This window comes from Huintestinicola butyrica (assembly GCF_025567215.1).
In the GTDB taxonomy this organism is placed as follows: Bacteria; Bacillota; Clostridia; order Oscillospirales; family Ruminococcaceae; genus Huintestinicola; species Huintestinicola butyrica.
The window spans coordinates 275,077-301,052 of sequence record NZ_JAOQKB010000001.1 but is presented as its reverse complement, the minus strand read 5'-3'; the positions used below and the strand labels follow the sequence as shown (position 1 = coordinate 301,052).

General features: G+C 48.7%; 27 protein-coding genes. 19 read left to right on the top strand and 8 right to left on the bottom strand.

The features are described 5' to 3' along the window. The first annotated feature begins 7 nt into the window (after window positions 1–7). The 4 genes from OCV68_RS01395 (at window position 8) to OCV68_RS01380 (ending at window position 3,168) form a co-directional block, all read left to right on the top strand. Entirely contained in the window at window positions 8–421 is a 414-nt protein-coding gene (locus OCV68_RS01395; RefSeq protein ID WP_262570232.1) for an EamA family transporter, read from the top strand. Between the two features lie 19 nt (window positions 422–440). Then, the gene (gene trmB, locus OCV68_RS01390; RefSeq protein ID WP_262570231.1) at window positions 441–1,109 is read left to right on the top strand and encodes a tRNA (guanosine(46)-N7)-methyltransferase TrmB; all 669 of its coding nucleotides are present in this window, start codon (window positions 441–443) and stop codon (window positions 1,107–1,109) included. 92 nt (window positions 1,110–1,201) lie between these two features. Further along, entirely contained in the window at window positions 1,202–2,728 is a 1,527-nt protein-coding gene (locus OCV68_RS01385; protein WP_262570230.1) for a 4Fe-4S dicluster domain-containing protein, read from the top strand. Continuing rightward, complete coding sequence (locus OCV68_RS01380; RefSeq protein ID WP_262570229.1) at window positions 2,728–3,168, top strand: GNAT family N-acetyltransferase; 441 nt, start codon at window positions 2,728–2,730, stop codon at window positions 3,166–3,168. The genes OCV68_RS01385 and OCV68_RS01380 overlap by 1 nt, the downstream gene beginning before the upstream one ends. Before the next feature lie 153 nt (window positions 3,169–3,321). Here the strand turns inward: OCV68_RS01380 and mnmA are convergent, their stop codons facing one another. From mnmA to OCV68_RS01355, 5 genes are read right to left on the bottom strand one after another with little or no spacing between them, the layout of a single operon-like run. Continuing rightward, on the bottom strand, window positions 3,322–4,410 hold the full coding sequence (gene mnmA, locus OCV68_RS01375; protein ID WP_262570228.1) for a tRNA 2-thiouridine(34) synthase MnmA: 1,089 nt from the start codon (window positions 4,408–4,410) through the stop codon (window positions 3,322–3,324). A gap of 1 nt (window position 4,411) precedes the next feature. Then, window positions 4,412–5,053, bottom strand: coding sequence for a hypothetical protein (locus OCV68_RS01370; protein WP_022473949.1), 642 nt, complete (start codon window positions 5,051–5,053; stop codon window positions 4,412–4,414). Between the two features lie 29 nt (window positions 5,054–5,082). Then, the gene (locus tag OCV68_RS01365) at window positions 5,083–5,724 is read right to left on the bottom strand and encodes an HAD family hydrolase (protein WP_262570227.1); all 642 of its coding nucleotides are present in this window, start codon (window positions 5,722–5,724) and stop codon (window positions 5,083–5,085) included. 9 nt (window positions 5,725–5,733) lie between these two features. After that, complete coding sequence (locus OCV68_RS01360; protein WP_022473947.1) at window positions 5,734–5,898, bottom strand: hypothetical protein; 165 nt, start codon at window positions 5,896–5,898, stop codon at window positions 5,734–5,736. Next, complete coding sequence (locus tag OCV68_RS01355) at window positions 5,898–7,859, bottom strand: ABC-F family ATP-binding cassette domain-containing protein (protein ID WP_262570226.1); 1,962 nt, start codon at window positions 7,857–7,859, stop codon at window positions 5,898–5,900. The genes OCV68_RS01360 and OCV68_RS01355 overlap by 1 nt, the downstream gene beginning before the upstream one ends. A gap of 178 nt (window positions 7,860–8,037) precedes the next feature. Here OCV68_RS01355 and OCV68_RS01350 point away from each other — a divergent pair, with 178 nt between their 5' ends. Together OCV68_RS01350 and OCV68_RS14660 are read left to right on the top strand one after the other, a co-directional pair. Continuing rightward, window positions 8,038–8,304, top strand: a complete 267-nt coding sequence (locus tag OCV68_RS01350) for a type II toxin-antitoxin system Phd/YefM family antitoxin (protein ID WP_262570225.1) — start codon at window positions 8,038–8,040, stop codon at window positions 8,302–8,304. 2 nt (window positions 8,305–8,306) lie between these two features. Then, the gene (locus OCV68_RS14660; protein ID WP_317259192.1) at window positions 8,307–8,480 is read left to right on the top strand and encodes a hypothetical protein; all 174 of its coding nucleotides are present in this window, start codon (window positions 8,307–8,309) and stop codon (window positions 8,478–8,480) included. A 201-nt stretch (window positions 8,481–8,681) separates the two neighbouring features. On the opposite strand, the gene OCV68_RS01340 is transcribed toward OCV68_RS14660, so the two are convergent. Further along, window positions 8,682–8,912, bottom strand: a complete 231-nt coding sequence (locus OCV68_RS01340) for an HPr family phosphocarrier protein (protein WP_022473943.1) — start codon at window positions 8,910–8,912, stop codon at window positions 8,682–8,684. Window positions 8,913–9,106: 194 nt separating this feature from the next. Between OCV68_RS01340 and mtaB the strand changes: the two genes are divergently transcribed. The 12 genes from mtaB to asnB all read left to right on the top strand — a co-directional run bounded on the left by mtaB (window position 9,107) and on the right by asnB (window position 22,459). Then, complete coding sequence (gene mtaB / locus OCV68_RS01335) at window positions 9,107–10,408, top strand: tRNA (N(6)-L-threonylcarbamoyladenosine(37)-C(2))-methylthiotransferase MtaB (protein WP_262570224.1); 1,302 nt, start codon at window positions 9,107–9,109, stop codon at window positions 10,406–10,408. Window positions 10,409–10,450: 42 nt separating this feature from the next. Further along, the gene (locus tag OCV68_RS01330; RefSeq protein ID WP_262570223.1) at window positions 10,451–14,158 is read left to right on the top strand and encodes a phosphoribosylformylglycinamidine synthase; all 3,708 of its coding nucleotides are present in this window, start codon (window positions 10,451–10,453) and stop codon (window positions 14,156–14,158) included. A gap of 59 nt (window positions 14,159–14,217) precedes the next feature. Next, window positions 14,218–14,889 (top strand): response regulator transcription factor, encoded by a 672-nt coding sequence (locus tag OCV68_RS01325; RefSeq protein ID WP_022473940.1) that lies wholly within the window; start codon window positions 14,218–14,220, stop codon window positions 14,887–14,889. Next, window positions 14,886–15,929: a sensor histidine kinase gene (locus OCV68_RS01320; protein WP_022473939.1), complete on the top strand. Its 1,044-nt coding sequence runs from the start codon at window positions 14,886–14,888 to the stop codon at window positions 15,927–15,929. Before OCV68_RS01325 ends, OCV68_RS01320 begins: the two co-directional genes overlap by 4 nt. A gap of 12 nt (window positions 15,930–15,941) precedes the next feature. Then, on the top strand, window positions 15,942–16,736 hold the full coding sequence (locus OCV68_RS01315; protein ID WP_262570222.1) for a 3'-5' exonuclease: 795 nt from the start codon (window positions 15,942–15,944) through the stop codon (window positions 16,734–16,736). Between the two features lie 22 nt (window positions 16,737–16,758). Beyond that, window positions 16,759–17,175 (top strand): TIR domain-containing protein, encoded by a 417-nt coding sequence (locus OCV68_RS01310; RefSeq protein WP_147622272.1) that lies wholly within the window; start codon window positions 16,759–16,761, stop codon window positions 17,173–17,175. Between the two features lie 19 nt (window positions 17,176–17,194). Then, window positions 17,195–17,587 carry a bifunctional adenosylcobinamide kinase/adenosylcobinamide-phosphate guanylyltransferase gene (locus OCV68_RS01305; protein ID WP_262570221.1) on the top strand — a complete coding sequence of 131 codons (393 nt, stop codon included), beginning with the start codon at window positions 17,195–17,197 and terminating at the stop codon, window positions 17,585–17,587. Next, window positions 17,584–18,141, top strand: coding sequence for a histidine phosphatase family protein (locus tag OCV68_RS01300; protein WP_262570220.1), 558 nt, complete (start codon window positions 17,584–17,586; stop codon window positions 18,139–18,141). Before OCV68_RS01305 ends, OCV68_RS01300 begins: the two co-directional genes overlap by 4 nt. Before the next feature lies 1 nt (window position 18,142). After that, window positions 18,143–19,093: an adenosylcobinamide-phosphate synthase CbiB gene (gene cbiB, locus OCV68_RS01295; protein ID WP_262570219.1), complete on the top strand. Its 951-nt coding sequence runs from the start codon at window positions 18,143–18,145 to the stop codon at window positions 19,091–19,093. A gap of 11 nt (window positions 19,094–19,104) precedes the next feature. Continuing rightward, entirely contained in the window at window positions 19,105–19,833 is a 729-nt protein-coding gene (locus tag OCV68_RS01290) for a tRNA threonylcarbamoyladenosine dehydratase (protein WP_262570218.1), read from the top strand. 24 nt (window positions 19,834–19,857) lie between these two features. Then, a complete protein-coding gene (locus OCV68_RS01285) occupies window positions 19,858–20,484 on the top strand; it encodes a 16S rRNA pseudouridine(516) synthase (protein ID WP_262570217.1) in 627 nt (208 codons plus the stop codon). 139 nt (window positions 20,485–20,623) lie between these two features. Beyond that, window positions 20,624–22,459 carry an asparagine synthase (glutamine-hydrolyzing) gene (asnB, locus tag OCV68_RS01280; RefSeq protein ID WP_262570216.1) on the top strand — a complete coding sequence of 612 codons (1,836 nt, stop codon included), beginning with the start codon at window positions 20,624–20,626 and terminating at the stop codon, window positions 22,457–22,459. Between the two features lie 58 nt (window positions 22,460–22,517). Here the strand turns inward: asnB and OCV68_RS01275 are convergent, their stop codons facing one another. Together OCV68_RS01275 and OCV68_RS01270 are read right to left on the bottom strand one after the other, a co-directional pair. Further along, window positions 22,518–23,246, bottom strand: coding sequence for a hypothetical protein (locus tag OCV68_RS01275; protein ID WP_262570215.1), 729 nt, complete (start codon window positions 23,244–23,246; stop codon window positions 22,518–22,520). 16 nt (window positions 23,247–23,262) lie between these two features. Next, window positions 23,263–24,294 (bottom strand): hypothetical protein, encoded by a 1,032-nt coding sequence (locus OCV68_RS01270; RefSeq protein ID WP_262570214.1) that lies wholly within the window; start codon window positions 24,292–24,294, stop codon window positions 23,263–23,265. A gap of 416 nt (window positions 24,295–24,710) precedes the next feature. Here OCV68_RS01270 and gap point away from each other — a divergent pair, with 416 nt between their 5' ends. Then, window positions 24,711–25,784 (top strand): type I glyceraldehyde-3-phosphate dehydrogenase, encoded by a 1,074-nt coding sequence (gene gap, locus OCV68_RS01265; protein ID WP_022473928.1) that lies wholly within the window; start codon window positions 24,711–24,713, stop codon window positions 25,782–25,784. The last annotated feature ends 192 nt before the right edge of the window (window positions 25,785–25,976 follow it).

The following is a 25,976-nucleotide window of genomic DNA, read 5'->3' as shown; positions in this document are numbered from 1 at the left end:
GCTTTTTATGTGGTTCGTTCTTGCGTTGCTGTCGGCTGTTTTTGCAGCGCTGACATCCATTCTTGCCAAGGTGGGCATTGACGGAGTCAACTCGAATCTCGCAACTGCCATAAGGACGGCTGTGGTGCTGATAATGGCATGGGGCATGGTCTTCATCACCAACGCTCAGCACGGCATAACCGACATTGACAAAAAGAGCTGGATATTCCTTATACTTTCGGGTCTGGCAACAGGCGCATCATGGCTTTGCTACTACAAGGCTATCCAGATAGGCGACGTTTCAAAGGTAGTTCCCGTGGATAAGCTCAGCGTGGTAATAACACTGATACTGGCTTTTGCCTTCCTGCATGAGAAATTTGACGCAAAAAACATTACAGGAGCTGCCCTCATCACCGCAGGCACGTTCCTGATGATAAAATAATAAGGGGAAAAATATTTAAATGAGAATAAGAAAAAAAAAGTGGGCACGCCCTGAGCTTGATGCCTGTAACTATTACATAGACAACGCCGAGGAAATGAGAGGAAAATGGCACCAAGCCTTTGCGGATAACAGCCGTCCCCTCTATCTTGAGCTTGGCTGCGGAAAGGGCGTTTTTGCGGCTCAGCACGCACTGAAATATCCCGACATCAACATAATCGCTGCGGATATCAAGGCGGATATGCTGGCTGTGGGCAGGCGCACCATTGAAAGTATGTTCGGCGCTGTGGACCGCACCCACGACAATGTTATCCTGCTGAGAATGAACATTGCCGATATCTCAAAGTTCTTTGCTCCCGAGGACAGCGTGGACAGGATATACATAAACTTCTGCAACCCTTGGAACAGGGGCAAGCACAACAAGCGCAGACTTACCCACACCCGCCAGCTGGTGCAGTATAAGACTATTCTGAAGCCCGAGGGCGAGATTCGCTTCAAGACCGATGACGACCAGCTTTTTGAGGAGTCGCTGGAATATTTCAACGAAGCGGGCTGCGAGATAACCTATCTCACCCGTGACCTGCACGCTGAAAACTTCCCCGATAATCTTGTTACCGAGCATGAAAGAATGTTCTCCGAAGAGGGCAAGAAGATAAAGTTCCTTATCGCCAGATTCACAAATGAAGAGTAAGTGTAAGCATATACTTACTTTCTTGACAGCACCTGCGATATAGTGTAAAATAAGAGTACAAATGAAATTCTGAGAAAGATGGGTCGTTTTTTATGAGAGGAATTTACTCGTCAGTTACCGATATGCGCCGCAAGGTATTTACCGAGGTCGCACGCCTTGCCTATGAGGGCGGAGACTATTCACGCATGGAAGATCTGCCCTATAAGATCTGCCCCGGTGATGTGGCGGCTCACCGTGAATCCATTTTTCTTGAAAGAGCGATCGTCGAGGAACGTCTTAGACTGGCTATGGGTCTGCCTCTGAGAAGTGTCAGCGAGCATGCTCCCGTATCCAAGGGCGTTAACGAAAGCGCCATTGCGGAAAAATATTATGATCCCCCTCTTATAAATATAATCAGCTTTGCCTGCAACGCCTGCCCTACCCTCCATTACCACGTAACGGACGTTTGTCAGGGCTGCTTTGAAAACCCCTGCAAGGAGGTTTGTCCCAAGGGGGCTATTTCTATCCGCCACGGAAAGTCGCAGATAGATAACGAAAAATGTATCAAGTGCGGCCGCTGCAAGGACGTATGCCCCTATCACGCTATCCTTAAAGTAGAGCGCCCCTGCGCAAGAGCCTGCGGTATGGACGCTATCGGCAGCGATGAACACGGCAGAGCAAAGATAGATTACGATAAATGCGTTTCCTGCGGAATGTGCCTTGTTAACTGTCCTTTCGGTGCTATCGCCGACAAGGCTCAGATATTCCAGCTCATTCACGCAATAAAGACAGGCAAGAGGGTCGTTGCAATAGTAGCTCCCGCATTCTACGGTCAGTTCGGCGCAAAGCTCACTCCCGAAAAGCTCACCTATGCCATGAGGCAGCTGGGCTTTTCCGATGTGGTCGAGGTAGCCGTCGGCGCTGACCTCTGCACTGTTGAGGAAGCCAAGGACTTTATCGACAATGTGCCCGACAAGCTGGATTTCCTTGCCACATCATGCTGCCCTGCCTGGTCGGTAATGGCAAAGAAGCTTTTCCCCGAGCTTGCAAAGAACATCTCCATGGCGCTGACACCTATGGTGCTCACAGCACGCCTTGAAAAGAAAAAGGATCCCGACTGCCGCATAGCATTCATCGGCCCCTGCTCCGCAAAGAAGCTGGAAGCCAGCCGAAGAACTATCAGAAGCCATGTTGACTTTGTTCTCACCTTTGAGGAGCTTATGGGAATGTTTGACGCAAAGGAAGTGGATATCGAAAATATCCCCGATTCCGAGGCTGTTCCCCTTGACAAGGGTACAGGCGCAGGAAGAGGCTTTGCGGTAAGCGGCGGAGTTGCAAATGCCGTTGCTGCCGAGATAAAACGCCTTGAGCCTGACCGTGATGTAAAGATCGCCTCCGCTCAGGGACTGCACGAGTGCAAAAAGCTGCTCCAGCTTGCCCGTGCAGGCAAATACAACGGCTATCTTCTTGAGGGTATGGGCTGCCCCGGCGGCTGTGTTGCGGGCGCAGGAACCATGTGCGCTGTAAACAAGGCTGCCATTGCCATTGACCGCTACAAAAAGCAGGCGGACAAGCAGCTTGCTTCCGAAACGGAATATGCTGCAGATCTTGATGTACTTGTAAAGGATGACCTTGACTGATGATAAGAAAAATAGATAACTGCGACAAAGAAATTTACATAGAAATGGCAGATGAGTTCTATCATTCCTCCGCCGTTACCCACCCCGTTCCCAGAGAGAACTTTGAAAAGGCGTTTGACCACATGGTAAACGACGGCACATATTTTGACGGATATATCTTCGAGGACAACTGCGAGACCTGCGGCTTCTGTGCCGTGGCTGTAAGCTATTCTCAGGAAGCAGGCGGACAGGTCATCTGGATAGAGGACTTTTATATCCGCCCCGATTTCAGAGGAAAGGGACTGGGCAGCGATCTTTTTGACCGCATAAAGGAAGATTTTCCGGATGCTGCCAGATATCGCCTTGAGATCACCGAGTCAAATGTTGACGCAAAGAGACTTTATGAGCGCAAGGGATTTGAGATCCTGCCCTACAGGCAGATGCTCAAAGAAATGAACTGATACCAATAAAACACAAAGCCGATGAAAACGAATTTCATCGGCTTGATTTTTTACACTAAGCACCAATTAAAAACTATACAAAAAATTGAGCATAATCTTGCGTATATGGATTATGCGATGATTTTTTGTCTATAGTTTTATTGGTGATCAGTATTATTCTACCCTTGCAATAACTCCACCGCCGACAACAATATCGCCGTCATAGACAACGCACGCCTGACCCTTTGCGGGGGCACGGACGGGATCGTCAAACTCAATGCGGACAATGCCGTTTTCGGCAGGATAAAGCAATGCGCTCTGCTCCTTGGCGGAATAGCGGGATTTTGCGGTAACTCTCATAGGCTCGCTAAGCTTATCGGCGATAATAAGGTTAAAGTCCCTAAGAAAAAGCGTTCTGCGGAAAAGCTCCGCTTCATCACCGAGAGTAACGGTGTTGGACAATGGGTCCTTGTCCGTTACAAAAACAGGCTTTCCGAAGGTAACTCCCAGTCCCTTTCGCTGACCTATGGTGTAGTTGATGATGCCGGAGTGCTCCCCTGCCCTCTTTCCGTCAGAGAAAACATATTCGCCCGAAACAGGCTTGTAGCCCGTGTATCGCTCGATGAACGAAACATAATCGCCGTCAGGCACAAAACAGATGTCCTGACTGTCGGGCTTGTGGGAATTTACCAGTCCATGCTCCTCCGCAAGCCTGCGCACGTCTGTTTTTTCCATGCCGTACAGCGGGAAAAGTGTGTGCTCCAGCTGATGCTGGGTCATGCAGTACAGCACATAGGTCTGATCCTTTCTCAGGTCGGATGAACGCTTCAGAAGCCATCTGCCCCTGTTATTGTCATAGCACACATCGGCGTAATGACCTGTGGCGATGTAGTCAAAGCCCAGCAGCTCAGCCCTGCGGAGCATTGTTCCGAACTTCATGTACTTGTTGCACTCAATGCAGGGGTTAGGGGTCTCTCCGTTTATATAGCTGTCGGCAAAGGGCTTCATAACGTACTTTGCAAAATCATCGGTAAAATTAAGGGTAACGTGGTCGACGCCTATTTTTCGGCACACGCTCCGTGCGTCATCAACATCGGAAAGAGAACAGCAGCCGCCCTCGGCATAGCCCTCCCCCAGCACGGAATTATCATAGAGCCTGAGGGTGCAGCCGCATACCTCATAGCCCTGCTCTTTAAGAATAAGTGCGGCAGCGGAGCTGTCAACTCCCCCGCTCATGCCCACAAGGACCTTTTTCTTATCCAAATCATTTCCTCCCCGTAAGCTTCAAAATCAGAAAAGTAAGCGCACCCGAAATAATGATAACGGGCAGCGGCGAATACAGCAGCATTTTAAGCATCTGCATCAATGAAACATGAGCAAACACTTTAAAAAGTATCCAGAAAAATATGGGCAGCGAGAATATGCCCGCCGTTTCTATCCAGAGGGTCCTTGCCAGTGAACGCCTGCGCATAAGCAGCTTTGCGGCAATAAGATCGACCCCCAGCATTATCACAGCTGCAATAAGCAGGAACGATATATACTGCTCTGTCGGCGCCCATGCAATAAGCTGCACGATATAATTCATGCCGAACCAGTACAGCGCCGTAAATATAAGCATTGGCAGGATATCGGCAGTGAGCAGGCACCAGCCGCCGTTTCTCAGGAATTTGAGCGGGATATCCGAAAAGACCACTATGCTGCTTTCGGTAATGTTTTTTGCAAGAGTTACCGTTGTTTCCGTGCCGTCTTCATTTTTGCGCACATAGTCCTGACAGACGGAACCATCCTTTTCAAACTCGTAGCTTTGCTTTTCAAAGCCCTTCAGCTTCTTGTCAAGCAGTGCTTCTATCTCCGCATATTTTTTTGCCTTGGTGAAATTTGATATCTTGTAACCGTAAAGTGCCATTTTATCAAGCCTTTCACATTGTTATGAAATTAGCATAAGTCCTTAAAGCTGTTTATGCGTATATCGGTGCAGTCCGACAGAGCGTCAAAATCGCCGAAATGACCGCTGTTTACGCCAACAGTGTAAAAGCCGTTTTCAAAAGCTGTCTTTGCCGCATGGGGAGAATCCTCAAAAACTGCCGTTTCATCGGGAGCCGTCCCCAGCTTTTCGGCACACATATGGAATATCTTCGGGTCCTCCTTGCTGGAGCCTGCCTCATCGGAGGTGATGATGAACTCCAGCTCATCAAGTATGCCGTTGTGCCCCAGCACACCCTCTGCCAGCTCCCGACTGTTGGAGGTGGCGGCGCACATTTTTATGCCACTTGCCTTGAAATGCGCTATCATTTCGGGAACGAACGGCATGAGCTTTACCTCATGAAAATACTTGTCACGGACGATGTCCGTTATTTCCTCGGCAATACTTTCCTCGCTGTCGGGCAGGGAATACAGATTCTTGAGATAGGTCACGGCGGACATAAAGTGCATGGATTTTAGGGCAAAGGACACCTCCTCGGTGTATGGTATTCCACGCCTGCCGAGAAGTATCCTGTCCGACTCGGACCACACGCCCATGCTGTCGGCAAGAGTGCCGTCAATATCAAAAATGACTGCTTTTATATTTTCAAGCATATTTTCTCCTTACTCTGCGGTGTAGGTGAGATTTTCCCACAAAAGCTTCACGCCGATGTCCGTCTCCTCGGGCAGCAGAGCCATGGCGATGAAAAGCTCGTCGCCTGTTTCGGTATCTTTAAGGGTGGCATATTCGCCTTCGATCTTTATTACGATGTAATGCTTTGGTCCCATTACTTCAAACTCTCCTCTTCCTCGCACAGCTCCAGCCACTCGTCAGAGTAATCGGAGGACTGCTTTTTAAGGCTCTCAAACTCAGCGCATTTTTCGTTCATAAGAACATAGTCGCCCGTTACCTCGGGAGAGACCATTTCCTGCTGAACTGCCGCCATCTGTGTCTCCAGCTCACCTATGAGCTTTTCCAGCTCCTTTATCCTTGCACGGCGCTTTGCGTCCCTTGCACGCTGCTCCTTGGAACGGTAGGAAACAGCTTTCTTTTCCTCATTCTCACGGCGGAGGTTTTCCTGCTTTGCCGCAGCGATCTCTGCCTGAGCGGCTTCCGCCCTCGCCCTCTTCTGAGTGAGATACTGCTCAAAGCCGTCGTTGAACTCTTCCAGCTTGCCGGGAGTTATCTCAAATATCCTGCCGCAAATCTTACTAAGCAGATAGCGGTCGTGGGATACCAGGATAACAGTGCCCTCGTAGTCGGAAAGCGCCTGTTCAAGCACTTCCTTTGCATCAATGTCAAGGTGGTTGGTAGGCTCGTCAAGGATAAGCACATTGCCTCTTTCAAGCATCATGATCGCAAAACAAAGCTTTGCTCTCTCGCCGCCGCTTATAACGCCCACCTTTTTAAAAACATTCTCGCCTGTGAGCTTCACCAGACCCAGCAGACTTCTCACCTGCTGCTCGGTCATGCCCCTGCGGCGGTCGTGTATCTCGTCAATGACAGTCTTGCTGAAATCCAGCTGAGAATTTTCCTGGTCAAAGTAGGATATCTTGATATTTTTGTTCCACTCGATAGTGCCGTGTGTCACAGGCATTTTCTTCTGGATTATTTTCAAAAGAGTGGATTTTCCTATGCCGTTTGCGCCCACAATACCTATCTTGTCCCCACGGCGCACATCAAAGGAGATGTTATCCGCAAGGGTCTTGTCACCTGCGCAGATGTCGATATTCTTTACCGAAAGCACGTCAAGGGGCGGCTCATAATCGTACTCAAACTTTATCTTCGCCTTTTTCTCGTATGTGATTGGCTTTTCCAGTATCTCCATGGCTTCAAGCTTCTTCACACGGCTCTTTGCCATGGCGGAAGTGGTGGCACGGACGATGTTTCGGTCAACAAAATCCTGGAGCTTTGCTATCTCCGCCTGCTGAGCCTCATATTCCTTTATCCTGCGCTCGGTGTCGGCGGCTTTAAGCTCGGTGAACTTGGTGTAATTGCCCTTCCAGCGGCGCAGATGGGTGTGCTCTATCTCGCAGATCGAAGTACAAAGCTTGTCAAGAAAATATCGGTCATGGGAAACTATGAGCAGTGCGCCCTTGTAGTCCTGAAGGTAGTCCTCCAGCCACATAATTGTGTCAAAATCCAGATGGTTCGTAGGCTCATCGAGGATAAGCAGGCGGGGGCTTTCCAGCAGCAGCTTTGCCATGGCAAGACGTGTTTTCTCGCCGCCGCTGAGGGTGGAAATAACACGGTCATAGGTCTCGGGCGGAAAGCCCATACCGTTAAGGACTGTTTTTATTTTCACATTTATGAGATAGCCCTCGTTTGCTTCAAAATACGCCGTTTTATGAGCATATTCGGCGCTTATCTCGTTAAAATGCTTTTCATTCTCATGTATCTCGGGGCGTGCCATTTCGGCTTCAAGTCGTCTCAGCTCGTCCTGAACCGCAAGCAGCTCGGAGAAAACGGACATCATCTCGTCCATGACCTTTGAAGAGCGGTCAAGTCCTGAGTTCTGCTCCAGAAAGCCCACAGTGGAAGCCCTTGTTATGGCAAGGTGAGGCACATTTGGCTCAGGCTGGGACTCATATTCCTCCTTGCCTGTGATAATGCGCAGCAGGGTTGATTTTCCGCAGCCGTTTATTCCCACAAGGCCTATCCTGTCGTTATCCTCGATAGTGAGGGAAACGTTGTCAAGGATAGTCCTGCCGTTATATATCTTTGAAATATTTTCCATTGAAAGTATCATTTGCTTTTCTCCCGTATGATATTATCACAATATTCTTTTATTATAGCATACTGCGGAGAATATTGCAACTGTGAGCGAAAGGATTTTTAAGCATCGAACGCTTATAAATGTGTTGACTTGATGGTATAAAAAGAGTATAATATAATCAGAATATTACTACCGAACAGGAGGGGTAAGTATGATAATTCGTCCGTCAGCAGCAATACGCCAGAATTACAATGAAATAGCCGATATGTGCCGCAAAACGGCAGAACCTGTATTCCTTACCAAAAACGGAGAGGGCGACCTTGTGGTCATGGACATTGAGACCTACAGCCGACGGAAAAAAATGCTGAAACTGCGTGAAGAGCTTCTTGCCGCCGAAGAAGAGCGCATGGCGGGAATAAAGGGCTGCACCATTGACGAGCTTAATGCCTACCTCGATGACATTATCAAAGAGGTTTAAAAATGGCTGACAAAAAATATAACGTCATTATTTCCGACAGAGTTAAAAGAGAGCTGGGAACATCTATCCGCTTTATTGCACAGGTCAGCAAGGAAGCGGCAGCTGCAAAAAAAGAAAGAGCTTATAGCAGCAATGCGTTCACCGGAACATATGCCGCAGCGTTTTCCGTTTTTTAATGAAACCTGCATTCCTGCCAACAAATATCACAAAATGTATGTGGAAAATTGGTACCTTGTATTTTATCAGATACAGGACGACACTGTTTATGTAGATCATATCCTCGACTGCCGCCGAGACCACAGCTTGCTCATAAAATAACAGAACAACAAAAAAGGCTGCTCCGAAGCTCGGAACAGCCTTGTGTTTTTTGGTAGCTATTAGTCAACGATGTACTGCTTGATCTTTGCGAAGAACTCGGAAGCGTCATCGGTGTGAGCCTCAAGAATGATGGGCTTGGAAAGGTCGAGGCTGAAAATACCCATGATCGACTTAGCATCTACTGCGTATCTGCCGGAAAGGAGGTCAACGTCGTAATCGCACATGGAAACCTCTGAAACAAAGTTCTTTACATCGTTAATGGTAGCGAGCATAATAGTTGTCTTTTGCATAATAATTCCATCCTTTCATGATGTTCGTGGAAGGGCTTATATACATTTCCTTCCTTATTTAAAAGAATAGCAGTTTTTTTGGATTTAGTCAAGAGGATTTGCAATTTTTTTATTTTTATTGTATAATAGCATATATTATCCTGCCCGCAAATAGGCACGATATGCACACCGCACAAATTTTTACGGAGATTTTTATGTATATTTACTTTTACACATTTGGCTGCAAGGTCAATGTATATGAGACTGCGGCTATGTCCGAAGCCTTTGAAAAGGCAGGATATACCGTCACGCAGGTACGTGAGCTGGCGGATATCCTTGTCATAAACTCATGTACCGTCACCTCCGAAAGCGACAGTAAGCTCATGCAGACCATAAGGCGGATAAGGCGTGAAAAGCCCGACGGAGTTATCGTTCTCACGGGCTGCTATCCGCAGGCATTTCCCAATGAAGCCAAAGCCTGCGGAGCGGACGTTATCACAGGCACCAAGGACAGGAGCCGCATTGTGGAGCTTACGGAGGAATTTCTGAAAAGCAGACAGCAGACCTGCGGAATAACGCCTTATATGCCCCACGATGAGTTTGAAAAAATGCCGGTATCGGCGGTGGAGGGTCACACCCGTGCGTTCATGAAGATACAGGACGGCTGCAACGCATTCTGCACCTACTGCATAATCCCCTACTCCCGTGGGCGGATACGCTCCATGCCCATTGACGGCGTTATAAGCGAGGCAAAGCTGCTGGCGAAAAACGGCTACAAGGAGATAGTTCTTGTGGGCATAAACCTTGCATTTTACGGTGCTGAGTTCGGGCTGAGACTGGCGGACGCTGTGGAAGCGGTATGCTCCGTTGACGGCATTGAGCGGGTTCGGCTGGGTTCGCTGGAGCCTGAGAAGATAACCGATGACGACCTGAAACATCTGGCTGCTCAGCCAAAGTTCTGCCCCTCATTTCATCTGTCGCTGCAAAGCGGCTGCGACAGGACGCTGAAAGCCATGAACAGGCGCTACACCTCCGCCGAATTTGAGGAGCTTGTGGGAAGGATAAGGAGCATCTTCCCCGACTGCGGCATTACCACCGATATAATGACGGGCTTCCCCTGCGAGACGGAGGAAGATCACAAAAAGTCCCTTGAATTTGCGGAGCGGATAGGCTTTTCCGATATCCACGTCTTCCCCTATTCAAGGCGAAAGGGCACAAAAGCCGACCTTATGGAGCCGCAGGTGCCCGGCGACGTGAAAAAGCGCAGGGCAAAGGAAATGGCGGAGGTCGGAGCAAAAAGCCGTGACAAATTTCTTCAAAGCCTTGCAGGAAAAGAATTTCCCGTGCTTTTTGAGCGTGAAAAAGCCGACGGTATCCACCACGGATATGCACCCAATTACGCTTATATCAAAATCTTAACAAAATATTCAGAGAAAAGCTTGCGTAAAATGATTTTTTATGTTAAAATAGATAAGATAGAGGACGGCTGCTGTTTTGGTCATATTGTTACCGAATAAAAGCAAGTCCATTCATAAAACACAAAGGGGAGTATTGAACCTATGTCAGTTTACAGAATTTATGTTGAAAAGAAGCCTGAATTTGCCGCAGCTGCAAAAACGCTTCTCGGAGATATCAAAACAGCCCTGAGGCTTGATTCTCTGCGCTCACTCAGGATAATCAACCGCTACGACGCAGAAAACATCTCAGAGGATAATTTCAATTATGCGGCGGATAACGTTTTCTCCGAGCCTGCCGTTGACGTTACTTACAGGACGCTCCCCGCTCTCAAGGACGATGAGCGTGTTTTTGCTGTGGAGTATCTTCCCGGTCAGTTCGACCAGAGAGCCGATTCCTGCGAGCAGTGTATCCAGATACTTACCCAGGGCGAAAGATGCAAGGTAAGAAATGCCCGTGTTTACATCACCGAGGGCAGAATATCCGACAGCGAGTTTGAAGCGCTGAAAAAGTACATCATCAACCCTGTTGAGAGCCGTGAGGCTTCCCTTGATGAAGTAGAGACCCTGAAGGTAAACTACACTATCCCCGAGACTGTTGAGACCCTCACAGGATTTATCACCATGGACGATATGGGTCTTGCAAACTTCGTTACAAAGTACGGTCTTGCAATGGATTCCGACGACCTGAAGTTCTGCCGTGACTATTTCCGTGACACCGAAAAGCGTGACCCCACTATCACCGAAATTCGCATGATAGATACATACTGGTCTGACCACTGCCGTCACACCACATTCTCCACCGTTATTGATGAAGCAAATATTGATGCCGATTATATCAGAAAGACATATAACGAGTACATCGACGCAAGAAAAGAGCTGGGCAGAGAAAACAAGCCCATCACTCTTATGGATATCGCCACCATCGGCGCAAAGAAGCTGAAAAAGGAAGGCATTCTCAAGGATCTTGACGAGTCCGAAGAGATCAATGCTTGTTCCGTAAAGATCAAGGTAGATGTTGACGGCGAGCTTCAGGACTGGCTCCTTATGTTCAAGAACGAAACTCACAACCACCCCACCGAGATCGAGCCTTTCGGCGGTGCGGCTACCTGCCTTGGCGGCGCTATCAGAGACCCCCTTTCGGGACGTTCATATGTATATCAGGCTATGCGTGTAACAGGTGCTTCCAATCCTCTCGTTCCCGTTGAGGACACCATTCACGGCAAGCTCCCCCAGAGAAAGATCACCGTGGGCGCAGCTAACGGCTACAGCTCCTACGGCAACCAGATAGGTCTTGCAACAGGTCATGTTTCCGAGGTATATCACCCCGGCTACGTTGCAAAGAGACTGGAAATAGGCGCTGTTGTAGGCGCTGCTCCCATTGAAAATGTTGTAAGAGAAGTTCCCGAGCCGGGCGACGTTATCATTCTCCTCGGCGGTCGCACAGGACGTGACGGCTGCGGCGGTGCAACAGGCTCCTCCAAGTCTCACACCGAACAGTCCCTCGAAAGCTGCGGCGCTGAGGTACAGAAGGGTAATCCTCCCGAGGAAAGAAAGCTTCAGAGACTTTTCAGAAATCCTGAAGTTACACATATGATAAAGCGCTGCAACGACTTCGGCGCAGGCGGCGTTTCCGTTGCCATCGGCGAGCTGACAGACGGTCTGGTTATCGACCTGAACGCAGTTCCCAAGAAGTATGACGGTCTTGACGGCACTGAGCTTGCTATTTCCGAGAGCCAGGAAAGAATGGCTGTTGTAGTAAGAAAGTCCGACATGAAGAAGTTCATCGCCGCTGCCGCTGCCGAGAACCTTGAAGCTACCAAGGTTGCGGACGTTATGGCTGAACCCCGCCTCAAGATGAAGTGGAACGGCAAGGTAATCGTTGACCTTTCAAGAGAGTTCCTGAACTCCAACGGTGCCGAAAAGCACACCACCGTTCAGGTATCCGTTCCCGTTACCGTTCAGCCCAAGTCCTACACCGACTGCCCCGACAGCTGGTACACCCTTATGACCAACCTGAACGTATGCTCTCAGAAGGGTCTGGTAGAACGCTTTGACTCCACCATCGGCGCAGGCACCGTTCTTATGCCCTACGGCGGAAAATATCAGCTCACACCTACTCAGGCGATGGCTGCAAAGATCCCCGTTCTCAAGGGTCAGACAAAGACCTGCTCTATCATGGGCTGGGGCTACAATCCTTATGTAAGCGACAAGAGCCCTTACCACGGCGCTATCGCTGCTGTTATCGAGTCCATTTCCAAGGTCATCGCAGCAGGCGGAAGCTACAAGCAGTGCTGGCTCACATTCCAGGAATATTTCGAGAGAACACAGAATAATCCTACCCGCTGGGGCAAGCCTTTCTCCGCTCTTCTCGGCGCATACAAGGCTCAGATAGAGCTGGGCTGCGGCGCTATCGGCGGCAAGGACTCCATGTCAGGTACATTTGAGAACATTGACGTTCCCGCAACTCTTGTTTCCTTTGCAGTCTCCACCGCAGACAGCGGAAAGATCCTTTCCCCTGAATTCAAGAAGGCAGGAAACAAGGTCATCTACATCACACCCGATTACGATGAAAACGGTCTGCCCAAGTGGGACAGCGTAAGAAGCGTATTCGACAGAGTTGAAAAGATCATCGCAGAGGGCAAGGCGCTCTCCGTATGGTCAGTAGGCTTCGGCGGCATTGCGGAAGCAGTTGCTAAGATGTCCCTCGGAAACAGAGTGGGCTTCAAGTTCGACAAGAAGCTTTCCTCCGACCTGCTGTTCTACTCCCGTTACGGCTCTTTCGTTATCGAGCTTGACGGCGACCCCTTCACTCCCGAGACCGTTATCGGTACTACCACCGATTCCTATACCATCGACTGCAAGGATTATGTTATCGACATGGCTGACCTCCAGAAATCCTGGGAGGACAAGCTTGAACCCATATTCCCCTGCAACATCAAGACCGAGGACAAGCCTGCAAAGATATACACCTACACCGCAAAGAACTCCGTTCAGCACGCTTCCTCCTTTGCAAAGCCCAAGGTGCTTATCCCCGTATTCCCCGGCACAAACTGCGAGTACGATACTGCCCGTGTATTTGAGCGTGCAGGCGCAGTTCCCGAGATCGTTGTTATCAAGAACCTTTCCGCTCAGACCCTTGAAGAGAGCGTAAAATACTTTGAAAAGGCTGTCAAGAAGTCACAGATCGTTATGATCCCCGGCGGCTTCTCAGGCGGAGACGAGCCTGACGGTTCAGGAAAGTTCATCACCGCATTCTTCCGCAACCCCCGCATCAAGGACGCTGTTACCGAGCTGCTCGACAACAGGGACGGTCTTATGCTGGGTATCTGCAACGGCTTCCAGGCACTTATCAAGCTTGGCCTTGTACCTTACGGAAAGATCGTTGACATGACCGATGATTCCCCCACACTTACATTCAATACCATCGCACGCCACCAGTCAATGATGGTATCCACAAGAATAGCCTCCACCAAGTCCCCCTGGCTTGCAGGCTGCGAGGTGGGCGATATCCACAAGATCGCTATCTCCCACGGCGAGGGCAGATTCGTTGCTTCTCCCGAGCTTATCAAGAGCCTTGCGGACAACGGTCAGATCGCTACTCAGTACGTTGACCTTGAAGGTGCTCCTTCAATGGATATCCGCTTCAACCCCAACTCCTCCTTTGACGCTATCGAGGGTATCACCTCCCCCGACGGACGTGTTCTCGGAAAAATGGGCCACAGCGAGCGTATCGGCACCGACATCTGCAAGAATGTTCCCGGCTCCAAGGATCAGAAGATCTTTGAAAGCGGCGTAGCTTACTTCAAGTAATAACGGCAAAACCGCCTGTATCTTATGAGCAGGCGGTTTTTTCGGTACAAGGAGAAATTATGTTCAAGATACTTATTGCCGAGGACGACAAGGAGCTGAGACTGCTGTTCCAGCGAGTCCTCACAAGGAGCGGATATGCCGTTCAGGGCGCCTGCGACGGCAAGGAAGCCCTTGCCATGCTTGACAAGGATTACTTTGACTTGATAATTTCCGACGTGATGATGCCGAATGTTGACGGCTATGAGCTGGTCAGCTCCATAAGGGACTCGGGAATAAATATCCCCGTGCTTATGATATCTGCCAAGGACGCTTACGACGATATGCGTCAGGGATTTCTTTCAGGCTCGGACGACTACATGGTAAAGCCCGTAAACGTAAACGAAATGGTGCTGAGAGTAGGCGCTCTGCTGAGGCGTGCCCAGATGATAAACGACCGCAGACAGACTATCGGCTCAACTGTGATGGAATACGACTCAATGACCGTTACCACAGGCGGCGAAAGCATAGTTCTGCCACAGAAGGAGTTTATGCTGCTCTATAAAATGGCATCATACCCCGGAAAGATATTCACCCGTCAGCAGATAATGGACGACATATGGGGATATGACACCGAGACTGACCCACACACTGTTGAAGTACATATAGGCAGGCTCCGTGAGCATTTCAGGGATAACCCCGATTTTCAGATAGTTACCATGAGAGGCGTAGGATACAAGGTGGTAAAAAAGTGACAAAGGACAGGAAGCAGAAAAAGAAATTCGGCATAAACATCACCATATATTTCACCATTCTCATTTCGCTGGTGATAATCCTTACCATTGCTGCGGCAAGCGCAGTGGCTTATGTGCTGAACTATTTCTTCAACATCACCCTGCACATCTCGGAAAACGGCTGGGTAATAATGTTCAGCGTTATTCTCGGCGTAGCTGTGGCAATATTCGTAAGCAAGATACTGCTCTCCCCCATCAAAAAGCTGGCAACGGCAATGAAAAAGGTGGCTCTCCGTGATTTTACCGTAAGGCTTGAAACAAGATCAAGCATTACCGAGGTGCGTGAGCTGTATGACAACTTCAACCTTATGACGAGCGAGCTTGGCGCAACCGAGATACTCCAGACGGACTTTGTTTCCAACGTTTCCCACGAGTTCAAAACGCCTATCAACGCCATTGAGGGCTATGCAATGCTTTTGCAGGAGCAGGGACTTCCTCCCGAGGAGCAGGCGGAGTATGTAAGCAAGATACTTTTCAACACAAAACGGCTTTCCGAGCTGGTGGGAAATATCCTGCTGCTCTCAAAGCTTGAAAATCAGGCGATACCCCAGAAAAGGACATTGTACCGCCTTGATGAGCAGATACGCAAGGCTATACTTCTGCTCGAAACAAAGTGGACAAAGAAAAATATCGTCTTTGAAATAGATCTGGACGAGGTATCATGCACCTGCAATGAAAGCCTTATGCTCCACGTATGGACAAATCTGCTGGATAATGCGATCAAGTTCAATTCCGAGGGCGGAACGATAAAAATGGAGCTTACCGAAAAGAACGGCAGCATCATCTTCACCATTGCGGACAACGGCTGCGGCATTGCCGAGGAGGACTGCAAGCATATCTTCGACAAGTTCTATCAGTCGGACAGCTCCCGCAAGGGCGAGGGCAGCGGTCTGGGACTTGCTCTTGTAAAGCAGCTCATCGACCTGTACGGCGGAAGCATATCCGTAAAAAGCGTTCTCGGCAAGGGCACCTGCTTCACCGTTATTCTTCCCAACAGCTGATCGGAGGCGTACATGGCAGTATTCAAGGAATTTATCAGGGACAGCTACGTGGTAGTCGATCTGGAGACCACGGGGCTAAGCCCTTTTTATGACAAAATAATCGAAATTGCCGCCGTAAAGGTCACAGACGGCAAGCCTGCGGAGACCTTTTCCACTCTTGTTGACCCCAAGACCCGCATCAGCAGCGAGATAACCGCTCTTACGGGAATATCCAATGACATGGTAAAGGGCGCTCCCGATATAAGCAAAGCCATGCCCGAATTTCTGAAATTTGCGGGTGATTCGGCGCTGCTGGGGCATAATATAATCAGGTTCGACCTGCGTTTTCTGCAAAATTATGCTCCTATGGAAAATTACTGCATAGACACCCTTAACCTTGCCCAGCACCTTAAAGCGGATTTCGGGGGATTCAGCCTTACAGCCCTCTGCGGTCACTACGGCGTGATAAATGACAACGCTCACCGTGCCCTTTCCGACTGCCTTGCCACCCATGAGGTATATCTGCGGCTGAAGGATGAGTATATGAAAAACGGCGCATTTTTCACCATGGCAGCAAACTGCGGAAGAAAGCTTTTTCAGCAGAACATATCCGAAAAATGCGGCGTGGGAACCGAGCTTAATGTGACACGCAATGAAAAGGGTCTGCTTTTATCGGCGGGAGAATTTCCAGTGGGAACGGTATCAGGCTCAAAGCAAAAGGAATATGAGGACAACGAGGACATTGTAAAAAAGGTCACTGTCTCAAAGATAACTGAGGGAGCCAACAGCAAGCTGCTGCTCACCGCAGAAGTGACCGTGGGAATATGACAAAATTTCGGGACGGGATAATATGTATTCATATCCAACTTATGATATTTACATATGCCACAGCGGCATTTACAGCGAAAATTACAGGAAGCTCATAAAGCTTTTCAACAGCGGTAAAGGCTTCTGCTACCGATGTCATTCCGATGAAGCGGCTCTGCCTTCAATGAAAAAAGCAAGGGGCAATTTCACGGAGATGTACAAAAAAATGCAGCGGAACATCAACGCATCGGACTGCATTATCCTGCTGCTGGACAAAAGCTTTATGAAAAACGACCGCATACGCTTCGAGGCAGATTATGCCGCTGCGGCTGGCAAGCCAATCATCGTGGTGAACACCGACAGCTCGGAAATGCCCGAGGAGCTTCACTGTGCGGCAGAGGTAAATTTCAGTGCAGAAGAGATATTCTGCGCCGTAAGGCAGCACTGCCGCAGCAAATAAGCAAGGAAAGGAACATTCCATGATATTCATTATCGGAGGGCGCAGTCAGGGCAAGACTGACTATGTACTGAAAAATTATCCGTCAGCAGAAATATGCGACGGCGCTGATATGAGCATCGCTGAACTTGAAAACATCGCCTGCATAGATAATTTTCATCTGCTTATAAAAAGGATAATGGCAGAGGGCGGCAGTGAGGCTGCCCTGGCTGTCTCAAAAAAGATTTATGAGCAGAACCCTGATATAATCATCATATCCACGGAAATAGGCGGCGGTATAGTGCCTATGGAAAAGTCCGAAAGGCTGTGGAGAGAGGCTGTGGGGCGCTCCTGCTGCTATATCGCCGCACACTCGGAAAAGGTCATCCGCATGGTATGCGGCATACCCACTGTTATAAAGGAGACAGCAAGATGAAGCTGATTTTTATCCGCCACGGTAAAACGGCAGGCAACCTTGAAAGAAGATACATCGGCAGGACTGATGAACCTCTCTGCGATGAGGGAATTGCGGAGATATTGGGAAAAGAATATCCCGATGCGGATATCGTTGTTGCAAGCCCTATGAAGCGCTGTGTTCAGACAGCGGAGCTTATCTATCCCCACAAGGAGATAAAGCTTATGCCCTCCCTGCGTGAAACGGATTTCGGCGATTTTGAGGGCTTGAATTACGAGCAGCTGTGCAATGATATTTCCTACCGCAGCTGGATAGAGGGCGGCGGAAATGCCGCTCCCCCCAACGGAGAAAGCAGGGAGCAGTTCTGCACCCGCTGCTGCGGTGGATTTATCCAGGCTGCCGCCGAAAACAGAGGCAAGACCGTTGCATTTGTGGTACACGGCGGCACCATCATGGCAATAGCCGAAAGATTTGCTTTCCCTAAAAAAGGCTTTTACGACTATCAGGTAAAAAACGGCGGCGGCTACACTGCCGAGCTTGACCATGGGAAGATAACCATTACTTCGGAGTTCTGATATGCTTTCACTTCCACTTTTTTTCGGGTTCCTCATTGACTGCGTTCTTGGCGACCCCTATTCCCTGCCCCACCCAATAAGGCTCATAGGCAGCCTTATAGCAGGGCTGGAAAAGCTTCTGCGGCCACGGATAAAAAATGAGCGGACGGCAGGCACGGTGCTTGTTATTACTGTGCTCATACTGTCAGCGGGTGTACCTCTGGCGCTGCTGATGATCTGCTATAAAATAAACCTGATACTGGGTATTGCTGTCGAAAGCATTATGTGCTATTATCTTGTGGCGGCACGCTGCCTCAGGAACGAGAGCATGAAAGTCCATGACGCTTTTGCAGAAAATGACACGGAAAAGGCACGTCAGGCGGTTTCTATGATAGTCGGCCGTGACACAAAATGCCTTGACCGTGACGGAATTATCCGTGCGGCTGTGGAGACCGTGGCGGAAAACACCTCCGACGGAGTTACCGCTCCCATGTTCTATATGGCGCTTGGGGGCGCTGTGGGCGGATTTTTCTACAAGGCGGCAAACACCATGGATTCCATGCTGGGCTACACAAATGACAAATACATAAACTTCGGGCGCACTGCCGCAAAGCTTGATGATGTGCTGAACTACATTCCATCCCGTCTCACGGCTCTGCTGATGATACTTTCCGCATATATACTTAGATTTGACGGCAAAAACGCTTTCAGGATATGGAAGCGTGACAGGCGCAAGCACGCAAGCCCCAATTCCGCTCAGACGGAGGCTGTATGCGCCGGCGCTCTTGATGTACGCCTTGCGGGCGACGCTTATTATTTCGGCGAGCTTCACAAAAAGCCATTTATAGGCGATGATATCCGACCCATTGAAAATGAAGATATCAGGCGAGCAAACCGACTTATGTACATGACAAGCATACTTATGCTGATATTATCACTGGCTGCAAGAATAATCATTACGCAGCTTTTCTGAAAGGATAACCTATGACTGACAGATTTTCAAGAACCGAGATGCTTCTGGGAAGCGACGCCATGGAAAAGCTCAGGAACGCCCGTGTGGCGGTTTTCGGACTGGGCGGCGTGGGCGGATATATCGTTGAAGCTCTTGCCCGCAGCGGAGTGGGTGCACTGGATATCATCGACAACGACACAGTGAGCATCACAAACCTTAACCGCCAGATCGTTGCGGTTGAGGGAACTGTGGGAATGCCCAAAACGGAAGCGGCAAAAATGCGCATCATGCAGATAAATCCCGACTGCAAAGTGACTGCTTACAACACTTTTTATATGCCCGAAAATTCATCTGATTTTGATTTTACCAAATACGACTACATAGCAGATGCCATAGACACGGTGACTGCAAAGATAGAGCTTGTTATGAACGCAAACAAGTGCGGCACGCCTATCATCTGCTCCATGGGAACGGGCAACAAGCTTAATCCTGCGGAGCTTGAAGTGGCTGACATCTACAAAACATCTGTTTGCCCTCTGGCAAGGATAATGAGATATGAGCTGAAAAGGCGTGGCATAAAGAAGCTTAAAGTGGTGTATTCAAAGGAAATGCCTATAGTTCCCACAGGCGCTGCGGCTGAAAAGTGCAGGGCGGAAAGCACGGGCAAGAAAAACGTTCCCGGCTCCACGGCATTTGTTCCCGCTGTGGCAGGAATGATAATCGCTTCCGAGATAGTAAAGGATATCTGCTCTGTCGGATAAGCCTGAGAGAAAAGAGTTGTGAATATGCCCCGATATTTTATGTTCAATAAGCCCAAAGGCTGTGTCACTGCACGCACGGACAGCCTGAGCAAAACTGTTATGGACTACTTCCCCGAGGAATGCAGACAGACCATATACCCCGTGGGCAGGCTTGACAAGGACACTGAGGGACTGCTGCTTATAACCGATGACGGTATGCTCTGCCGAAAGCTTCTGCTTCCAAAGAGCCATGTTCCAAAGACGTATTTTTTCTATGCCATAGGCGAGCTTACCGAGGAAAAGGTGAGCGCCATTTCCGAAGGCGTGGAGATGAAAGGAAGAGAGCTTCCCGCTCTCCCTGCAAGTATCCGCTGCACGGGCACGGGAGTTATCACCGACATTGCGGAATATCTTTCGGACGACAAAAGAGAACGTCTGCTCAAATATCCCCGGCAGAAGATATTTTCGGGCTACATCACCATAACCGAGGGAAAAAAGCATCAGGTAAAGCGAATGATGCGCTCCATAGGCTGTTGTATCGTATATCTCAAACGCACCGCCATGGGCAGCGTTCCACTTGACGAGAGCCTTGCCCCCGGCTGCTGGAGGCCTCTCACAGAGGAAGAGCTGACTGCTTTAAAAAATGACATTTCGGTTAAAATGCAGCAGTGAGCGGCATTTTCTATTGACCTTTTTTTTCTAAAATGGTATGATAATTGTTATAATAGTTACCGATGGAAAGCGGTATCATATTAAGCCATATAAATAAATATACTATATATGATATGAGAAAGATTACGGAGATGATATTATGTGCGGATTTGCAGGCTTTACCAACACCATTGACAACTCCAACCGTGTTCTCGGGGAGATGATGGATAAGATACGCCACCGTGGTCCCGATTCAGAGGGAAGATATATAGACGAATGTATCGCAATGGGCTTTCGCAGACTGAGCATTATCGACATTACCGACAGCGGCGACCAGCCTATCCTGAACGAAGACAAGTCAAAGGTGCTGTTCTTCAACGGTGAGATATACAACTATCAGGATATCAGAAAGGAACTGGTGGAAAAGGGTCATATCTTCACCACAAATACCGATTCCGAGGTACTGCTCCACGGCTACGAGGAGTACGGCGAGAAGCTTCTCGACAGGCTGAGAGGAATGTTCGCCTTTGTTATCTGGGATAAGAACACCCACGAGCTTTTCGGCGCAAGGGACTTTTTCGGCATCAAGCCATTTTACTATGCAACTATGGGCGACACATTCATGTTCGGCTCAGAGATAAAGTCTTTCCTTGTTCACCCCAAGTTCGTCAAGGAGCTGAACACTGCGGCGCTGGAAAACTATCTTACATTCCAGTACTCCCCCACCAACGAAACATTTTTCAAGAACGTATATAAGCTTCCTCCCGCACATTTCTTCAAGTATAAAGACGGCAAGCTTGATGTAAAGCGCTACTGGGACGTTGACTTCCACGCTGACGAAGGTCCCGACATGGATACATGGGTAGAGCGCATTTCCGAGACCTTCAAGGACTCTGTTAAGGCTCACAAGATAGCCGACGTTGAGGTGGGAAGCTTCCTTTCCAGCGGCGTTGACTCCAGCTATGTGGCTTCCGTTGCAAATGTTGACAAGACCTTCACCGTAGGCTTCGGCGAGGACGAAAAGTACAACGAGATCGGCTGGGCAAAGGAATTTTCTCAGTACATCGGCAAGGAAAACATCAGCAAGGTAATATCCCCCGAGGAATACTGGGGCAATATAAAGAAGATACAGTACCACATGGACGAACCCCTTGCAGACCCCTCATGTATCGCACTTTACTTTGTCTGCAACAAGGCTTCCGAATATGTAAAGGTAGTGCTTTCGGGCGAGGGTGCTGACGAAATATTCGGCGGCTACAACGTATATAAGGAGCCTCTCGGCTCACACGCATACAAGTCGCTTCCTAAGTTTATAAGAAGAGGCATCGGCAGCGTGGCAGAGCATCTTCCTCAGAAGAGGGGCGTGAATTTCCTTGTAAGAAACGGCAAGGAGCTTGAAGAACGCTTCATCGGAAACGCTTATATGTTCACACCCAAGGACAGAAAGAAGCTGCTGAAGATAACCACCTCCGCTCCCGACCCCACAGTTATCACAGCGCCTTTCTATGAAAAGGTAAAGGGCAAGGATCCCATTACAAAAATGCAGTATCTTGATCTGCATCTGTGGATGACAGGCGATATCCTGCTTAAAGCGGATAAAATGTCCATGGCAAACTCCCTTGAGCTGAGAGTTCCTTTCCTTGACAAAAAGGTAATGGAGCTTGCGGAGCAGATACCATGGCAGTACAGGGTAAGCACCGAAAACACAAAGCTTGCCATGAGAAAGGCTGCCCTGAAAGCAGCTCCCCCAAAGACCGCAAACAAGAAAAAGCTTGGCTTCCCCGTGCCTATCAGAGTATGGCTCAGGGAGGATAAATACTACAACATCGTAAAGGACGCTTTTACCTCCGCAAATGCCGAGAAGTTCTTCAACACCCCCATGCTGGTTAAGCTCCTTGACGACCACAGAGCCGAAAAATACGACAACAGCCGCAAGATATGGACTGTTTTCATCTTCTTACAGTGGTACGAGGTTTACTTCGGCGAAAACGCATAAAAATAAAGCTGATACCGAAAGTTTTCACGGTATCAGCTTTTTCTTTTTATGACAGAAATTACTTCTTTGTGATAGTCACGCCGGAAATGAACTCGTCAAATTCTTTTGCGGCAGCTTCGGAGTTTTCCTTTCTGGACTCGCAGATAACATAGAAAACGTCCTCATCGGAATAGAAGTAATATACACGGTTAACATACTCGCCCAGCACGTCCTTTTGGTCGGTGATTATGGGATTGCCGTCGTCGCCTGTTACCTGAGCGCCTGCGGAATCAGTCTCATACTCGTAAATGTAGGAGGTAACGGTGTAATCATATCTTATTGCATCAAAGCCTGCAACTGTGGTGTTCTGAGGATCGGAGAAATTCGTATCCGCCTGATACATCATATTGTTGAGCTTGATAGAAGCACAGCCCTGATCTGCGAAAACGGAAAGCTCCTGAAATTCTTCCTTGTAGTTCTGAGCCTTTACGATTATGGAACCGTTGGGAGATGCGTACATCTTGCCCTCGGAGTTGTCTATTTTGGTCTCATAGCCGTCGGGAAGAGTGCTGTTGAATTTGTATATTGCAAGGTCTGCTTCATTCTCAACGGTCTTGCCTGTGTAGATGCTCACAGTGTCCTCAGGGTCTGCCTCAGCATCTGCCAGGGTCTCGCCTGCCGATGTTACCGAAAATGCGGGAGTTGCCGCTGTGGTAACGATCTGGTCGCCTGTCTCCTGCTTTCCGCAGCCTGTCATAAGTATGCCAAGGGCGAAAACCGCCGCAATTATCTTCTTTGCTGATCTCATTTTTTCAACTATCCTTTCAAAATTTCTCATTTCTGTATCTGTGATTCATACCGTACCTTGCGCAGTACAGTGAAACATCTGTATATCGGTTGGGAGCGACGTAATGTGACATTCTGTTACCAAGAGTTTCGCCGCTTTCCGCTTCCTCAAAGCGCATTTCCACTGACAATGTGCTTACCATGTCATTGTGCCTGCAGCTTATATGGCAGCCGTATATTCTTTCCATCTCCTCACGGAGCATACGGGCTGGATCATATTCGCCCTTCTGCCTTGCAGCTCTGGACTTTGGGACTTTATTTTCAAACCGTCCCAGATAGCCGCAGGAAAGCTCCAGCAGTATCTTATCTCCGTCAGCTCTTCTGAGTGACGGGGTTATGCCGTGGATATCAAACTCGCCGTCCAGACAGCCTGAAATAAATTCCATCATAAGGAGCCTGAGAGCGTCTTTATTCATTCGGGCGGTAAGCCCGGGCTTTATTTTATCAAGAGTAACGACGCTTATGTTCTCCGAAGCGATGATATATGAAAGCTCTTCCATAAACCTGATGACCGTTTCGGAAATACTGATGACACCTGAGCCATGCACATCGGGCAGCCTCATGCTGCTGATTACCTCAGGCACAAGCAGCTCGGAGCAGGCGGTAAGCATATTGCCGTCGATGATGTCAAGCTTTTTCATCATGCCCTCATCGGATATCTTATCGGACAGATCGTCAAGAGCCTCGGCTGTCGATGAAGCAGTCTTTCTTATCGTAGCGGCAATGCCGTTGAACACAGTCTCATCAAGAGCAGCAGGGGTGATGTTCACAAGAGATATGCTGTCGGAAACGGGAGCGATGCTCAGCATAAATGTCCTGCTTCCGCATGAAGCATACATCTCGCAGGAAACGCCCGTTTTAACACAGGCAAAATCCATATCGGGACAGAGACTTTCACAGGCAGGATTGCGGTAAATGACCGTTCCGCCCTCGCCGACAACAGCCGCTGCCATGGGTGAATTATGGAATATACGCTGAATTTCGTCTGTCAGCTGTTGTGTGCACTGCATCTGCCGCCCCCCTTTATGCCTTATCATCACGCATAAACTCATTAAAAAGTATATCACATCGCCGAGCAAAAACCTATACATAATCAGAAACTTTATTTTACATATTTGTAAATAAAAAAGCTTTTGTGTATAAAAGGTGTACGGAATATGATGATACAGAGTGAGGCAAATCGGCAGGCAAAGGTCATTTTGACGTTTGACAGCACTTATCTGCCGCCTTGCTCATTTCAGAAAAAATTTTTCACGTTCTTGGAATTTTTTTTGAAAAAACACTTGCCAAAACGGATAAAATAGTATATTATATTATATGTAGGGCGTTACGAAAGTAAGCGCCGCTCTGTTTGTTAATTTTTTCACAGGCAGGGCTTGCGGATCTATCCGCAGAAGATAAATAATTCTTTAGGAGGAATTTTATCATGTCAGTAAAAGTTGCAATCAACGGTTTCGGCCGTATCGGCCGTCTCGCATTCCGTCAGATGTTCGGTGCAGAGGGCTATGAGGTAGTAGCTATCAACGACCTTACCAAGCCTGAGATGCTCGCTCACCTTCTCAAGTATGATACCGCTCAGGGCGGCTACTGCGGCAGAATCGGCGAGAACCTTCACACTGTTGATGTTAAGCCCGCTGTATATGCTGAAGATGGCAAGACCGTTGTAACTCCCGGTGCTATCATCGTTGACGGCAAGGAGATCACCATCTACGCTAAGCCCAACGCTGCTGATCTTCCTTGGGGTGAGCTCGGTGTTGACGTTGTTCTCGAGTGCACAGGTTTCTATGTATCCAAGGCTAAGTCCCAGGCTCACATCGACGCCGGCGCTAAGAAGGTTGTTATCTCTGCTCCCGCAGGCAATGACCTCCCCACTATCGTTTACAATGTAAACCACAAGACTCTTACTAAGGATGACACCATCATTTCCGCTGCATCCTGCACCACTAACTGCCTCGCTCCTATGGCTAAGGCTCTTAACGACTACGCTCCCATCGCTTCCGGTATCATGAGCACAATCCACGCTTACACCGGCGACCAGATGATCCTCGATGGTCCTCACAGAAAGGGTGACCTCAGAAGAGCAAGAGCAGGTGCTGCTAATATCGTTCCTAACTCCACCGGTGCTGCAAAGGCAATCGGCCTCGTAATCCCTGAGCTCAACGGCAAGCTCATCGGTTCTGCACAGAGAGTTCCTACTCCTACAGGTTCCACAACTATCCTTACTGCTGTTGTTAAGGGCAAGGACATCACCAAGGAAGGCATCAACGCTGCAATGAAGGCTGCTGCTACTGAGTCCTTCGGCTACAACGAGGAGCAGATCGTTTCTTCCGATATCATCGGTATGAGATATGGTTCTCTCTTCGATGCTACTCAGACCATGGTTTCCAAGATCGATGACGATACTTACCAGGTACAGGTAGTTTCTTGGTACGATAACGAGAACTCTTACACATCTCAGATGGTAAGAACTATCAAGTACTTCGCTGAACTCAGCAAGTAATTTCCTCTTACTGACACTAAGGCTGTCGCTTATGCGGCAGCCTTTTTTTGCGCCTCTTTTTTGTGCCTGATGTGAATATTGACTAAGATAATGACTTAAAATTTTATCTTGCAATATGCTGAAATATCTGATATAATATATATTATGTAATAATGTGTCAGTGCGGTAAAGTGCCGTGCCGAAAGGATTGAT

Excerpts from the sequence above, each read along its gene's own strand:
- trmB (WP_262570231.1), top strand. The coding sequence starts at position 441 with ATGAGAATAAGAAAAAAAAAGTGGGCACGCCCTGAGCTTGATGCCTGT.
- OCV68_RS01395 (WP_262570232.1), top strand. The coding sequence starts at position 8 with ATGTGGTTCGTTCTTGCGTTGCTGTCGGCTGTTTTTGCAGCGCTGACA.
- OCV68_RS01305 (WP_262570221.1), top strand. The coding sequence starts at position 17,195 with ATGATATTCATTATCGGAGGGCGCAGTCAGGGCAAGACTGACTATGTA.
- OCV68_RS01350 (WP_262570225.1), top strand. The coding sequence starts at position 8,038 with ATGATAATTCGTCCGTCAGCAGCAATACGCCAGAATTACAATGAAATA.
- mtaB (WP_262570224.1), top strand. The coding sequence starts at position 9,107 with ATGTATATTTACTTTTACACATTTGGCTGCAAGGTCAATGTATATGAG.
- OCV68_RS01270 (WP_262570214.1), bottom strand. The coding sequence starts at position 24,294 with ATGCAGTGCACACAACAGCTGACAGACGAAATTCAGCGTATATTCCAT.
- cbiB (WP_262570219.1), top strand. The coding sequence starts at position 18,143 with ATGCTTTCACTTCCACTTTTTTTCGGGTTCCTCATTGACTGCGTTCTT.
- OCV68_RS01275 (WP_262570215.1), bottom strand. The coding sequence starts at position 23,246 with ATGAGATCAGCAAAGAAGATAATTGCGGCGGTTTTCGCCCTTGGCATA.
- OCV68_RS01325 (WP_022473940.1), top strand. The coding sequence starts at position 14,218 with ATGTTCAAGATACTTATTGCCGAGGACGACAAGGAGCTGAGACTGCTG.
- OCV68_RS01380 (WP_262570229.1), top strand. The coding sequence starts at position 2,728 with ATGATAAGAAAAATAGATAACTGCGACAAAGAAATTTACATAGAAATG.
- gap (WP_022473928.1), top strand. The coding sequence starts at position 24,711 with ATGTCAGTAAAAGTTGCAATCAACGGTTTCGGCCGTATCGGCCGTCTC.
- OCV68_RS01290 (WP_262570218.1), top strand. The coding sequence starts at position 19,105 with ATGACTGACAGATTTTCAAGAACCGAGATGCTTCTGGGAAGCGACGCC.
- OCV68_RS01285 (WP_262570217.1), top strand. The coding sequence starts at position 19,858 with ATGCCCCGATATTTTATGTTCAATAAGCCCAAAGGCTGTGTCACTGCA.
- OCV68_RS01355 (WP_262570226.1), bottom strand. The coding sequence starts at position 7,859 with ATGATACTTTCAATGGAAAATATTTCAAAGATATATAACGGCAGGACT.
- OCV68_RS01340 (WP_022473943.1), bottom strand. The coding sequence starts at position 8,912 with ATGCAAAAGACAACTATTATGCTCGCTACCATTAACGATGTAAAGAAC.
- OCV68_RS01330 (WP_262570223.1), top strand. The coding sequence starts at position 10,451 with ATGTCAGTTTACAGAATTTATGTTGAAAAGAAGCCTGAATTTGCCGCA.
- OCV68_RS01365 (WP_262570227.1), bottom strand. The coding sequence starts at position 5,724 with ATGCTTGAAAATATAAAAGCAGTCATTTTTGATATTGACGGCACTCTT.
- OCV68_RS14660 (WP_317259192.1), top strand. The coding sequence starts at position 8,307 with ATGGCTGACAAAAAATATAACGTCATTATTTCCGACAGAGTTAAAAGA.
- OCV68_RS01385 (WP_262570230.1), top strand. The coding sequence starts at position 1,202 with ATGAGAGGAATTTACTCGTCAGTTACCGATATGCGCCGCAAGGTATTT.
- OCV68_RS01315 (WP_262570222.1), top strand. The coding sequence starts at position 15,942 with ATGGCAGTATTCAAGGAATTTATCAGGGACAGCTACGTGGTAGTCGAT.
- asnB (WP_262570216.1), top strand. The coding sequence starts at position 20,624 with ATGTGCGGATTTGCAGGCTTTACCAACACCATTGACAACTCCAACCGT.
- OCV68_RS01360 (WP_022473947.1), bottom strand. The coding sequence starts at position 5,898 with ATGGGACCAAAGCATTACATCGTAATAAAGATCGAAGGCGAATATGCC.
- OCV68_RS01310 (WP_147622272.1), top strand. The coding sequence starts at position 16,759 with ATGTATTCATATCCAACTTATGATATTTACATATGCCACAGCGGCATT.
- OCV68_RS01300 (WP_262570220.1), top strand. The coding sequence starts at position 17,584 with ATGAAGCTGATTTTTATCCGCCACGGTAAAACGGCAGGCAACCTTGAA.
- OCV68_RS01370 (WP_022473949.1), bottom strand. The coding sequence starts at position 5,053 with ATGGCACTTTACGGTTACAAGATATCAAATTTCACCAAGGCAAAAAAA.